General features: G+C 73.8%; 14 protein-coding genes. 9 read left to right on the top strand and 5 right to left on the bottom strand.

What is annotated here, in order from left to right; translation table 11 throughout:
* Positions 1–44: 44 nt before the first annotated feature.
* Positions 45–1439, top strand: a complete 1395-nt coding sequence (locus E6U81_RS22610) for a DUF445 domain-containing protein (protein ID WP_136231910.1) — start codon at positions 45–47, stop codon at positions 1437–1439.
* On the opposite strand, the gene E6U81_RS22605 is transcribed toward E6U81_RS22610, so the two are convergent.
* Both E6U81_RS22605 and E6U81_RS22600 read right to left on the bottom strand, forming a co-directional pair.
* Positions 1409–2443, bottom strand: a complete 1035-nt coding sequence (locus tag E6U81_RS22605) for a hypothetical protein (RefSeq protein WP_136231909.1) — start codon at positions 2441–2443, stop codon at positions 1409–1411. The two genes, E6U81_RS22610 and E6U81_RS22605, sit on opposite strands and share 31 nt — an antisense overlap.
* A 35-nt stretch (positions 2444–2478) precedes the next feature.
* Positions 2479–3015, bottom strand: a complete 537-nt coding sequence (locus tag E6U81_RS22600) for a GNAT family N-acetyltransferase (RefSeq protein ID WP_240803958.1) — start codon at positions 3013–3015, stop codon at positions 2479–2481.
* A 186-nt stretch (positions 3016–3201) separates the two neighbouring features.
* Here E6U81_RS22600 and E6U81_RS22595 point away from each other — a divergent pair, with 186 nt between their 5' ends.
* Both E6U81_RS22595 and E6U81_RS22590 read left to right on the top strand, forming a co-directional pair.
* Positions 3202–3393 carry a hypothetical protein gene (locus E6U81_RS22595; RefSeq protein ID WP_136231908.1) on the top strand — a complete coding sequence of 64 codons (192 nt, stop codon included), beginning with the start codon at positions 3202–3204 and terminating at the stop codon, positions 3391–3393.
* A gap of 39 nt (positions 3394–3432) precedes the next feature.
* Positions 3433–3729, top strand: coding sequence for a hypothetical protein (locus tag E6U81_RS22590; RefSeq protein ID WP_136231995.1), 297 nt, complete (start codon positions 3433–3435; stop codon positions 3727–3729).
* 107 nt (positions 3730–3836) lie between these two features.
* On the opposite strand, the gene E6U81_RS22585 is transcribed toward E6U81_RS22590, so the two are convergent.
* Positions 3837–4268 carry a very short patch repair endonuclease gene (locus E6U81_RS22585; RefSeq protein ID WP_206309997.1) on the bottom strand — a complete coding sequence of 144 codons (432 nt, stop codon included), beginning with the start codon at positions 4266–4268 and terminating at the stop codon, positions 3837–3839.
* A gap of 33 nt (positions 4269–4301) precedes the next feature.
* A complete protein-coding gene (locus tag E6U81_RS22580; RefSeq protein ID WP_136231907.1) occupies positions 4302–5300 on the bottom strand; it encodes an SEC-C metal-binding domain-containing protein in 999 nt (332 codons plus the stop codon).
* Positions 5301–5377: 77 nt separating this feature from the next.
* Here E6U81_RS22580 and E6U81_RS22575 point away from each other — a divergent pair, with 77 nt between their 5' ends.
* The 4 genes from E6U81_RS22575 to E6U81_RS22560 all read left to right on the top strand — a co-directional run bounded on the left by E6U81_RS22575 (position 5378) and on the right by E6U81_RS22560 (position 8465).
* Positions 5378–6163, top strand: coding sequence for a class E sortase (locus E6U81_RS22575; RefSeq protein ID WP_346766164.1), 786 nt, complete (start codon positions 5378–5380; stop codon positions 6161–6163).
* Positions 6164–6314: 151 nt separating this feature from the next.
* Entirely contained in the window at positions 6315–6602 is a 288-nt protein-coding gene (locus E6U81_RS22570) for a DUF6412 domain-containing protein (RefSeq protein ID WP_240803963.1), read from the top strand.
* 114 nt (positions 6603–6716) lie between these two features.
* Positions 6717–7484, top strand: coding sequence for a YidC/Oxa1 family membrane protein insertase (locus E6U81_RS22565; RefSeq protein ID WP_136231904.1), 768 nt, complete (start codon positions 6717–6719; stop codon positions 7482–7484).
* 123 nt (positions 7485–7607) lie between these two features.
* Positions 7608–8465: a fumarylacetoacetate hydrolase family protein gene (locus tag E6U81_RS22560; protein ID WP_136231903.1), complete on the top strand. Its 858-nt coding sequence runs from the start codon at positions 7608–7610 to the stop codon at positions 8463–8465.
* A gap of 96 nt (positions 8466–8561) precedes the next feature.
* Here the strand turns inward: E6U81_RS22560 and E6U81_RS22555 are convergent, their stop codons facing one another.
* Complete coding sequence (locus E6U81_RS22555) at positions 8562–9668, bottom strand: Gfo/Idh/MocA family oxidoreductase (RefSeq protein WP_136231902.1); 1107 nt, start codon at positions 9666–9668, stop codon at positions 8562–8564.
* A gap of 134 nt (positions 9669–9802) precedes the next feature.
* Between E6U81_RS22555 and E6U81_RS22550 the strand changes: the two genes are divergently transcribed.
* Together E6U81_RS22550 and E6U81_RS22545 are read left to right on the top strand one after the other, a co-directional pair.
* On the top strand, positions 9803–10990 hold the full coding sequence (locus E6U81_RS22550; protein ID WP_240803962.1) for an ROK family transcriptional regulator: 1188 nt from the start codon (positions 9803–9805) through the stop codon (positions 10988–10990).
* A 285-nt stretch (positions 10991–11275) separates the two neighbouring features.
* On the top strand, positions 11276–12028 hold the full coding sequence (locus E6U81_RS22545; protein ID WP_136231900.1) for a hypothetical protein: 753 nt from the start codon (positions 11276–11278) through the stop codon (positions 12026–12028).
* Positions 12029–12086 lie beyond the last annotated feature (58 nt).

The following is a 12086-nucleotide window of genomic DNA, read 5'->3' as shown; positions in this document are numbered from 1 at the left end:
GCGGAAGGGCGTGGCGGGAACTCCACCGGCCTCCCAGGAGTCGGATGCTATGCAGACAAAACCGGCGCCCCCGGGGGAAGGCAGGAGACGTGGAAAACAGCAGTACAGCCAGCGGCGCAGCCGGAGGTGCGGCCCCGCCGGCGCCACCACCGCCATCGCCCCCCGTCCGCGGAGCGTTCGTGTTCAACGCCGCCGACGAGGAACGCCGCCGCGGCGTCCGCCGGATGAAGGCCACCGCGACCGGCCTGCTGCTCCTGGTCGCGCTGGTGTACGTACTGGCCAAGTACGCCCAGCACGCCTGGGGCGCCGGCGGCTGGGCCGGCTACGTGGCCGCCGCCGCGGAGGCCGGCATGGTCGGCGCGCTCGCGGACTGGTTCGCCGTCACCGCGCTCTTCAAGCGGCCGCTCGGCCTGCCCATCCCGCACACCGCGATCATCCCGACCAAGAAGGACCAGCTCGGCGTCACCCTCGGCGAGTTCGTCGGCGAGAACTTCCTCTCCTCCGACGTGGTCCGGGCCCGCCTCCACTCCCTCGGCATCGGCGGCCGCCTCGGCGCCTGGCTCGCCGAGCCCGCGCACGCCGACCGCGTCACGGCCGAACTGGCCACGGCTCTGCGCGGCGCGCTGACCGTCCTGCGCGACTCCGATGTCCAGGCCGTGGTCGGCGAGGCCATCACCCGGCGCGCCGAGAGCGCCGAGATCGCGCCGGGCATCGGCAAGACCCTGCAGAAGGTCGTCGCCGACGGCGGTCACCGCCGCGGCGTCGACCTCATCTGCGCCAAGGCGCACGACTGGCTGGTCACCCACGGGGACTCGATCACGGATGCCGTCCAGGGCGGAGCCCCCGGCTGGACCCCGAGGTTCGTGGACCGCAAGGTCGGGGAGCGCGTCTACAAGGAGCTGCTCCGCTTCGTCACGGAGATGCGGGACATGCCGGAGCACCCGGCGCGCGCGGCGGTGGACCGCTTTCTGCGGGACTTCGCGGCCGACCTCCAGTCGGACACGGCGACGCGCGCGAAGGTGGAACGCCTCAAGTCCGAGATCCTGGCGCGCGACGAGGTTCAGGACGTCATCGCCTCCGCCTGGTCCGCGATCCGTTCGATGATCATCTCGGCGGCGGAGGACGAGCAGAGCGAACTGCGCCTGCGCGTCCGCTCCTCCCTGATGTCCCTGGGCGCGCGCCTGGCCACCGACGGGCGCCTGCAGGCGAAGGTGGAGGGCTGGATCGAGGGTGCGGTCGTCTACGTGGTCACCACCTACCGGAGGGAGATCACCTCGCTGATCACCGACACGGTGGCGGCGTGGGACGCCGAGCACACCTCCCGCAAGATCGAGGCCCACATCGGCCGCGACCTGCAGTTCATCCGGATCAACGGCACGGTGGTCGGCGCCCTGGCGGGCCTGTTGATCTATACGGTCTCCCGCGCCTTCGGAGCGTAGGACGTGCCGACGGGCCTCGGGAGTCTCGGGAGCGGCAGCTCCAGCTGGGCGTGTCCGCGGGCCGTGACCTCCGGCGGGGCGGGGCGGGCGGCGCCCAGGGCGAGGAGCGCGCGCAGGGCGGCGATCAGGTCCGCCGGCTCCTCCCGCAGGATCCCGGGCGTCGTGCTGACCACCAGGACGCCGCGGGCTTCCATGCGCAGTCTCCGGCGCAGCGTCGCCTGCCAGGCGTCGCGCGTGTAGTGGTACTCGGCGGAGTCGATCTCCAGTGCCACGCCCTCCTCGGGCCAGTACGCGTCCGGGCTGGCGAGGAAGGATCCGTCGGGTCCGTGGAGCCGGGCGTTCCAGAGCGGAGCGGGCAGGTCCGTGGCCGACAGGGCGTCGCGGGCGCGGCCCTCGGCGATCGACCGGACCCCGGCGACCAGCTCGGCGGCCGCCGTCCGGACGGCCGGGCGGCGCTGGACGCGGCCGGCGCGCAGTTCGGCGTGCAGGTCGTGCGGGTGGCACCAGCCGCCCTGGACGACGTTCGCGAGGACGGAGCGTACGAGGTCGGGGTCGTCGGTGCGGGCGGCGAAGTCGGTGGCCGCGCGGACGGGGCGGGTGCTGGGCACTCCGGCGATGGTGATGGTGGCGGGCCAGCGGGCGGTCGAGGCGGGTCGGACGCGGCCGGTGGCCGCGACCGAGCGCGGGGCGCGGACGAGGACGTCGAGGGGTTCGGGCGGCGCGTCGCGGATGCCGAGGAGCGCGAGGGCGGCGCCGCCGGTGAGCGCGGCCGCGGTCCCGGAGAGCGGGTCCGCGGCGGGCGGGGCGGCGTACAGGACGGCGGAGAGGGCCTGCTGCCGGGTATCGGGTGGGCCGGTCTGCAGGAGGTACACCCGTGGGAGGAGCCGCTGCCAGGGTCCTCCGCGGCGGCTGCGGCCGCTGATGGTGGCGGCCGGGATGCCGGCCTGCCGGAGCTGGTGGTGGGTGGCCATGTTCAGCTGGCGTTGGGCGATACGAGCGGTCATGCCCCCGGTATGCCCGGGCGGTGGGCGGCCGACGCTCAGGCCGAGGGGTGGTTCGGGGCGAGGAAGACGACGACGCCGTTCTCGGTGCCGGGCAGCGGCTTGACCTCGTGCCAGCCGAGCCGGTGGTAGGTGGCCACGGTGTCGGTGGCCACCCGGGCGGTCAGCAGCCAGGCCCGGTCGTCCGGGGCGTCGGCGGTGATCTCGGCGAGCAGGGCGCGCCCGGTGCCGTGCCCGCGCGCGTGCGGGCGTACGGCGAGCTCGTCGATCTCCAGGGCCCCGATGAGCAGCTCCCGTACGCGCTGTCGGCCGAGCTGCGCGGCGACCTGTCCGTAGGCCCGGCCCGTGGGGAAGACGCGGGGGGTCAGCCAGGCGGTGGCGAATCCGTCGACGCCGAGGGGCGACTGCGCGAAGGCGGTACGGAAGCCGGTGCGGCGGCTGTCGGCCTGCAGGCGGACGGCGAACTGGCGAATGGTTTCTTCATCTTCGTTCCACGGCGGGGCGGAGAAGACCTCGCCGTAGGTGTCGGCCAGTTCGTCCGTGAGGTCGAGGACGGCCGGTCCGTAACAGATCACGTTTGCAGCTCCTTGGGCCGGCTTGGGTGGCTTGGGTCGGATCGCCCCTATCGAAGACCGAATCTACGCCCGGTGCGTTCCCTGGAGGGGAGGTCCACAGATCCGGAGGGTGTGCGACAAATCCGACTTCCGTACGGTGTTGCGGGCCACCCGTATCGGCCCGCCCGGCGCGGCGTTGAGCCCGGTGTGCGCAACAGCCTCCTGAGCAGAGCCCTGATGGGTGTCGCCGCCTGCGCGGTGGCGTTCTTCGTGATCCTGGGGGTCATGGCGGTGCTCCCGCGGGCCCTCCAGGACGCGCTGCCCGACAACGTCCTGGGCGGGGCCGCCGTCGTACTGGCGGTGGCGGCCGCGCGCAGGTTCGCCCGCCGGGCGCGTTAGCCTCGTTCGGTGACGTTCGAACGGCAGGAGGCCCCCACGATGGCGCAGTTCCCCACATCGGTCGTAGCCGCAGGCGGCCTGGTCGGCGGATACGCCGCCGCCCGCTGGACCGGCAAGCGGCCCCTCGGCGGCGTGGTCCTCGCAGCGGCCGGCACCCTGGCGGCCCGCGAGTGGCACCGCCGCACGTCGCCGACGACGACGGCGCTGCTGGGCGCGGCCTACGTCGCCGCGTTCGCGGGCTCGCACCCCCTGGCGAAGAAGATCGGCGCCTGGCCGGCGGTCTTCACGGCGGCAGCCGCCATGGCCGCCACCACCTACGCCACGGCGGACCGCTAGCCCGGCCGGCCGGTCGAACCCCGCCTTGCCGAAGCCGAGGACCATCGCCGAGGTCCTGCCCGGTGGACGGTGCACAGGACGCCGGGAGCGGGTTCACCCGCAGGGCGTCAGCGCTCCCGGGGCGGCATTGCCTGCAGTCTGCTCAGGGCGACCTTGCGTGCCACCGCGTCCGGGGACTCGTGTTCCCAGAACCGCAGCACCGTCCACCCGGCGCTCTCCAGGTGGGCGGTCGTTTCGCGGTCTCTGGACATGTTCTTCTCGAGTTTGGCCCGCCACCATTCGGCATTGGCCTTCGGTCGCGTCGCGTGCTCGGGGCAGCCGTGCCAGAAGCACCCGTCGAGAAAGACGGCGATCCTCGCGCGGGTGAAGGCGATGTCGATCGTGCGACGACGCATGCCGGGCACCGGCAGATTCACGCGATACCGCAGCCCGGCCGCGTGAAGGAGACTGCGAACCGCAACTTCCTGCGCGGTGTCGCGCGAAGCCTGTCGGCTCATGCGCGCCGAGACAGCGGCGGAGGAAGGGACGGCACCAGGCATGCACGCATGATGCCAGTCCCCTCGGACACACGATCAGGCGATCTGGTGGCACTCCGAGTACGGCTTGCCCGAGGTGCACCAGCAGGGGGCCGTGGGGGTGGGGGGCCAGGGGGTGGCCTTGCCGCGGGCCGCGAGGGTCGTGGCGTATTCGGCCAGGAGGCTGGGGGAGGCCGGGGAGGTCTTCTCGGAGGCCGCGAAGGCCTCGTACGAGGGGACGCTGGCCGTGACGATGCCGAGGTTGGTGGTGCCCGAGGCGGCCAGGGCGCGCAGGGAGGTCTCGATCTCCCGCAGGTGGGCCTCGTGCGAGGCGTACTCCGAGCCGAGCGTCGGGTAGCTGGTCAGCAGCTCGGACAGTTCGCGCTGCGGCCAGTGGAGGATCGCCACCGGGAACGGGCGGGACAGGGCCGCGCGGCGGTCGCCCAGTTCGGCGCGCAGGCGGGCGATCTCGGCGCGCAGCTCGGCGGGGTCGTCGGAGCCCAGGGCCCAGATGCGCTTCGGGTCGTGGAGCTCGTCGAGCGGGATCGGGCCGATGTGGCGGGTGTCGGCGACCATGTCCCAGTCGTCGTGCGGGCGTCCCAGGAGCCGGCGCACGCGGTGGCGGCCCGTCAGGAGGGCGGTCGTGGCCGGGGTGAGCGGGGTCGAGTCCGCGATCAGGAGCGCGGCGGCCTGGGTGAAGCAGTCCTCCGAGTCCTCCAACTCGTCGTGGGCCTCCAGGGCTTCCGCGATGACCTCCCACGGGGCCGGGTCCTTGGGGGAGGCGGCGCGGATGCCCGCGATGAGGGCGCGGGCCTCGGCCTCGTGGCCGTACTCCCAGAGGTTCGCCGCCTGGAGGGCCTTGATCAGGTGGGGGTCGGACGGTGAGGAGGACAGGAGCTGGTCGTACAGGGCGCTCGCCCGGTCCCGTTCGTCGGCCAGTTCGAGGTGGGCCGCGGCCTGGAGGAGCAAGGGCTCCTGGTCCTCGGGGTAGCGGGTCGCCGTGCGGATGAGGCGCTCGGCTTCGGCGATGTGCTCGGCAGGCGTGTCGGGGCGCATGGTTCACACCGTACTGCCGCTGGTCAGTTGACGGGGGAGGACTTAGGGTGCCGCCCGTGCGGGATCACATACCTGTGGTGGTTCAGGGGAGGGGCCGGCGGGCGCGCCGGGCCGGTCTCGTGGGGGTCCTGTGGGCGACCGCCGAGCTGACCGTCACCGTGGGCGTGGTGGTGATGTTGCTGGTGGTGCACCAGGTGTGGTGGACCAACCGGCAGGCCGCCGCCGCGGCGCAGAAGCAGGTCCGGTCCCTTGAGCAGTCCTGGGCGCTGGAGGGGGCCTCGGTCCCGGAGGGGGCCTCGGTCCCGGAAGGGGTCTCGGTCCCGGAGGGGGTCTCTGGGGAGGATCCGCCCTCCTCCGGTGTTCCTGTTTCTTCGCCCGGTCCCTCCGCTTCCTCCGCGCCCGTGCCGGCTCCTTCCGAGCGGGCGGCCGGGGTGTACGCCGTCCTGCGCATTCCGCGTCTCGGTCTCGTCGTCCCCGTCGCGCAGGGCATCGACAAGCGGGCCGTCCTCGACAAGGGGTACGTGGGGCAGTACCCCGGGACCGCCGGACCCGGAGAGCGGGGGAACTTCGCGCTGGCCGGACACCGCAACACCCACGGCGAGCCGTTCCGGTACATCAACCGGCTGCGGGCGGGCGAGGAGCTGATCGTCGACATGCGGGGGCGCAGGTACACATACGTGGTGGGGAAGATCCTGACCGAGACGACCGAGCGGGACACCGGGGTGATCGCGCCGGTGCCGCGGAGCGTGGTGAAGCCGGGGCACGGGTACTCCGAACCCGGCGCCTACATCACCCTGACCACCTGCACGCCCGAGTACAGCTCGAAGTACCGGCTGGTGGTCTGGGGGACCCTCAGGTCGTGACCGGTCGTGACCGCCCTCCGCCGTTGTCGGCGGGGCCGGTTACCATCGATCGGGAACAGCGTAGGGAGAGGAGGAGGTTCGCGTGGGTCGGTCACGACGCTTCGACGTCACGTTCACGTCCGCCGCCACCCGGATCGCCGCGGTCCTCTCCGTGCTGCTCCCGCTGGTGCTGGTCGGGGGAGCCCTCGGCCTGTTCGCCGGGGAGAGCGGGCTGGGCGCCGTGGTGGTCGCCCTCGCCGCGACCGTCGCCGCCGTCTCCGTGGGCGCCGAGGCCCTGGCCGCCGCCGCACGGCTCGTACGGCCCGTGCCGCCGCACCGCATACGCACCGCGATCCGTGATCGCGAGCAGCGCACGGCTTTCCTGCCGCAGCGCGATCCCGACGCCTCGGGCCGGTCGCGGCCCAGGGCGCCCGGCCGTCTCGTCCCGACGGCCGCGTAGGGGCGCGCAGTTCTCCTCGCCTTCTGCTGACTGATCACTGTTGTCGCCCCTCGTGGGTCGTCACGCCGAAATGCACTTCTTTCGACGTTCGACGAGTCCCTTCGGAGGGCCCACGTGTCCGTTTTCACCCACCTTGTTGCCGAGTTGGGCCGGTTCCTGGAGCCGGTGCTGGCCAAGTCCGCGACCGCTGCCGCGATCGTGCTGTTCACCGTGCTCGTACGGCTCGCCCTGCACCCGCTGAGCAGGGCCGCCTTCCGCGGTGCGACCCCGATGGCCGGCTGCCTGCCGCTGCTGCTCCAGCTGCCGGTGTTCTTCCTCATGTACCAGGCGTTCACCTCGGGGAACGAGCTGCTGAGCCACCGGCTGTTCGCCGCGCCGCTGGGGGCCCGGTGGACCGACGCGCTCGGGGAGGGCGGCCCGTTCGGGGCGCAGGGGCTGGTGTTCCTCGCGCTGTTCGGGGCGATCGCGGTGGTGGCCGCCTGGAGTGCCGTGCGCGGGCGCCGGTCGGCGGCGGCCGCCGCGGCAGCCGCTGCCGCCGCCCCGAAGAAGCCGGTGAAGAAGGCCGGTGCCGGCGTTGCGGCCGGGGTCGGGGCCACCGGTCTGCCCGAGTTGAGTGCCGAGCAGCAGGAGGCCATGCGCAAGCTGGGCGGCGTACTGCCCCTGCTCTCCTTCGGGACGCTCGTCACCGCCGCCGTCGTGCCGCTGGCCGCCGGGCTCTACCTGCTCACCACCACCGCCTGGTCGGTGGCGGAGCGGGTCTGGCTGGAGCACCGCAAGGCGCGCGTCGCGGCACGCGCCGCCGCCACCGCCGCTTCCACCACCACCGCCACCGCCACCACCACCGACCGGCCGGCCGACGGAGCAGCGCGTTCCAGTCTGTGAACAGGGTCTTGCGGATTGGGTGGACATCTTGGAGGATCGACCAATCCTCCGATGGCCGCAACCCATCGTCCGGCCCGGGGCATGCCCATGGGCCGAACCACCCACGACCACGGGAGAATGCCCATGAAGCTGCTGCGTGTCGGACCGGTCGGGTCGGAGCGCCCCGCGCTGCTCGACCACGACGGGACCCTGCGGGACCTGTCCGGCCTGATCACGGATGTGGACGGCGCGCTGCTCGCCGACGACTCCGTGCTGTCCCGGGTGCGGGACGCGGCCGAGTCCGGTGAGCTTGCGGTCCTGGACGCCGAAGGGCTGCGCATCGGTGCGCCGGTCGGCCGCATCGGCAAGATCGTGGGCATCGGGCTGAACTACTTCGGGCACGCGGCGGAGATCGGCGCGGAGCCGCCGGCCGAGCCGATCCTCTTCCTGAAAGCCGCGGACACCGTGGTCGGCCCCGACGACACCGTCCTGATCCCGCGCGGCAGCGTCAAGACCGACTGGGAGGCCGAGCTCGGCGTCGTCATCGGCAGCACCGCCCGCTACCTGGACTCCGCGGAGCAGGGCCTGGCGCACGTCGCCGGCTACGTGCTGGTCAACGACGTGTCGGAGCGCGAGTTCCAGATCGAGCGCGGCGGCACCTGGGACAAGGGCAAGAACTGCGAGACCTTCACCCCGCTCGGACCGTGGCTGGTCACCGCCGACGAGATCCCGGACCCGCAGGTCCTGGACGTGAAGCTGTGGGTCAACGGCGGGCTCAAGCAGGACGGCAGCACCTCTGACCAGATCTTCCCGGTCGGCGAGGTCGTCCGGTACCTGAGCCGGTTCATGACCCTGTACCCGGGCGACGTCATCGTCACCGGCACGCCGGCCGGTGTGGCGATGGGCCAGCCGGAGCCCAAGCCGTATCTGCGGGCCGGTGACGTCGTGGAGCTGGAGATCGAGGGGCTCGGCCGTCAGCGCCAGGAGTTCAAGAGCGCGTAGCCGCCCCGGTGCGGGGGACGGTACGGCAGGAGTGAGGGACGGGCGGGGCCGCCATCGTGGCTGCCCCGCCCGTCCCGCTTCCGCGTTGCGGGGACGTCACGCGGCCCCGGGCCCGGCGGTGGCGGCAAGTTCCACCGCCACGCCCTCCTGGGACGACATGCGGGCCGCCTCCAGTACGTCGAGGCAGTGCGCGGCCTCGTGCGCCGTGACCGGGGCGGGCCCGCCCGTGCGCAGGGCGTCCGCCACCGCCGCGTAGTACGCCGGGTAGTCGCCCTGCTCGGTCGGCACCGGGGCTCCGCCGCCGGTCAGCGGGGACTCGCCCGAGCCCACCCGCCCCCACAGGTGTGGGGGCTCCTCGCCCCAGGGCAGCCGCCCGTCCGGCCGCAGCCCCTCGCGCAGGGCGCCCTCCTGCGGATCCAGGCCGTACTTCACGTAGCCGGCCCGTGAGCCGAGCACGCGGAACCGCGGTCCGAGCTGGGCGGTGGTCGCGCTGACGTAGAGGTGCGAGCGCACCCCGCCGGCGTGGGTGAGGGCGATGAAGGTGTCGTCGTCCGTCTCGGCGCCCGGGCGGCGCGCGTCGGTCTCCGCGTAGACCCGTACGGCGGGCCCGAACAGCACGAGTGCCTGGTCGACGACGTGGCTGCCGAGGTCGTACAGCAGACCGCCGATCTCCTCCGGGGCGCCCGACTCGCGCCAGCCGCCCTTCAGCTGCGGGCGCCAGCGCTCGAAGCGGGACTCGAAGCGCTGGATCTCCCCGAGTTCGTCGTCGGCGAGGAGGCGGCGCAGGGTGAGGAAGTCGTTGTCCCAGCGGCGGTTCTGGAAGACGGAGAGGAAGGTTCCGCGCCGGTCCGCCAGGGCGGCGAGCGCCCGGGCCTCGGCGGCGGTGGCGGCGAGCGGCTTGTCCACGACCACCGGGATGCCGGCTTCGAGGGCGATGGTCGCGAGCGGGACGTGCGTCTTGTTGGGCGACGCGATCACGACGAGGTCGAGGTCGCGCTCCCACAGCTCGTCGGCGGTGGGGACGGTGCGGACGTCGGGGAACTCCGCGCGGGCCTGGGCCTGCCGGTCCGGGTCGGAGGTGACGACCGTGTCGAGGACGAGTCCGTCCGTGGCGGCCACAAGGGGGGCATGGAAGACGGAACCGGCGAGTCCGTAGCCGATGACGCCGACGCGAAGTGGTGCAGTGGAGGCGGGGGTGCTCATGGGGACCACTTTGGCAACAGTGTTGCCGAAGTGCAAGGAAGGTGGACAATGGGCCTGTGAACAGGGGTAGCGGGAGCGGGAACCGCGGGAGCGGGAACAGCGGCCACAGGGACGTCTACGGCCGGCGCGGCGGGGTGAACCTGCCGGCGCTGCGCGGCCACAACGACGCGCTGGTGCTGGACCTGCTGCGCGCCGCCGGACCGGCCGGCCTCGGCCGCACGGAACTCGCCGCCCGTACGGGGCTCACCCCGCAGGCCGTCAGCAAGATCACGGCACGGCTCGGCGCGGACGGCCTGGTCGCGGAGGCGGGCCGCGCCGCGTCCACCGGCGGCAAGCCGCGCACCCTGCTGAGGCTGGTGCCGGATGCGCGGCACGCCGTCGGAGTGCACCTGGACCGCGACGAGCTCCTGGCGGTACGGGTGGACCTGGCGGGGCGCGTCGTCGCCGAGAGCGGCGGCCCGCTCGACTTCGGGGCCGGACCGGAGGCGGCGGTCGAGGCCGTCGTACGGGCGGTCGCGCGGGTCGGCGACCCGTCGGGGCCGCCGCTCCTGGGCGTCGGGGTCGCCGCGCCGGGGCCGCTCGACCACCGGGCCGGGGTGATGGGGCGGGTGACGGGCTTCCCGAGCTGGAAGGACTTTCCGCTGAGGGGGGTGCTGGAGGGGCGGCTGGGCCTGCCGGTGCTGCTGGACAAGGACACGAACGCCGGTGCGGCCGCGGCCGCCGGGGCGTGGCTGCGGGCGACTTGGCCGGATGCGGATGCGGATGCGGATGCGGATGCGGATGTGCATGCGGGCGCGGGCGCGTATGCCGGGCGCGGCGTGGGCGTCGGGCCGGATGCGGAGGGCGCCGAGGGCGCGCAGGTGTATGCCGGGGGTGGGGCCCGTACGTGTGTGTACCTGCACATCGGGACCGGGCTCGGCGCGGGACTGTGGCTGGGCGGCGGTGTCTACCGGGGTGCCCGCTCGGCGGCGGGGGAGTTCGGTCACCAGGTGCTCCTGCTGGACGGCCCGCGGTGCCGGTGCGGGGCGCGCGGCTGCGTCGAGGCGCTGTGCCTGGAGGCCGTGGCTCGGGGCGATGTTCCCGAGGCGGCACGGATCGTGGGCGAGGCCGCGGCGAACCTGGTGGCGTTGCTGGACGTGGACCGTGTGCTGCTCGGCGGGCGTGTGGTGGCGGCGGCGCCGGACGTCTTCGTGGCCGGTGTGGGAGCCGTTCTCGCGGCCCGCGCGCTGGATCCGGCCCGGCCGGTGGTCGCCCTGGCGGGGGCGGGTGTGGCGGAGGGGGCGGCGGAGATGGCGCTGACGCCGGTGTTCGGGCGCGGGTAGCTGCCCCCCGGGCCCCCGCGCCTCGAATGCCCGCGGGGCTGGATGGTGCGGCGCGGCTGGATGTGGTCAGTGGGGCTGGATGTGGTCAGGGGCTGGATGTGGCCAGTGGGGCTGGTCGGGCTGGTGGGGTGGGGGTTGACGCCTGCACCGTTCGGGCGTAAACCGGAACGACTCAGGCGTGGTGTGCGGTGACGGTTCGCGCATGCGTGGGAGGGTGCGGGCAGGCCGGGGTGATTGTCACCTCGTCCGACCATCGTCCTGTCCGGCGAGCAGCGAAGGCCTTCCATGCGACTGCGCAAAGCCCTTGCCCTCACCGCCTTCCTCTCCGCCGTGTTGGCCGTCACCACCGCACCCAGCGCCGGCGCGGACATCGGCACCGGCGGCGGCGCCCGCCCCGCACCCGCGATGCCGTCCCGGGTCCAGGCCACCTGCGGGGACGGCAAGAGTTCCGCCTTCCCCATCGGGGCGCGCATCCGCGGCGGCCCGGCGGTGTACCGCACCGGCGGCGAGCCGCAGACGTGGTACCTGGACCTGACCAACACCACCGACTCCGAGTGCACGGCCATCCACCCCGTCGTGGTCCTCACCGACAAGGCCCGCACCCTGCGCCCCGCCCACCTGCGGATGGAGTTCGACGCCCCGAGCGGCACCCTGCCCGCCGGCCTCGAACGCAGCGACCGCGACGAGATCATCGCCGTCTTCGACGGCGGCGACGCCTTCCCCGGCTTCACCGTCGGCCCCGGCGGCACCCGCACCGTCAAGGTCTCCCTCGCCTTCGCCCCCGACGCCCCCACCGGTGAGGTCGTCGCCGACGCCGCCCTCGTCCAGCGCAAGGGCGACGACGGGGACTGGATCGGTGAGGCGGGCGGCTACCGCTTCTCCGTCGAGCAGTCCGAGGACTCCGTCGAGGGCGGTTCCCTCGCCCACACCGGTCCCCGCGAGTGGGTGTACGGCGCGGGCGCCGTGGCCGCCCTCGCCGCGGGCGGCGGCCTGCTGCTGGGGGCCCGCAGGCTCCGCATCCGCGCCCGCGCGCACTGACCCCGCCCGCGCCCGCAGTCCCGTACGGCGGTCGCGGCCGGCCCGCATAGAGTCCCGT

The sequence above is a fragment of the Streptomyces sp. A0592 genome (assembly GCF_004795115.1).
In the GTDB taxonomy this organism is placed as follows: domain Bacteria; phylum Actinomycetota; class Actinomycetes; order Streptomycetales; family Streptomycetaceae; genus Streptomyces; species Streptomyces erythrochromogenes.
Note: the sequence above shows the minus strand (reverse complement) of the source record. Positions and strands in the feature narration are given on the sequence as shown.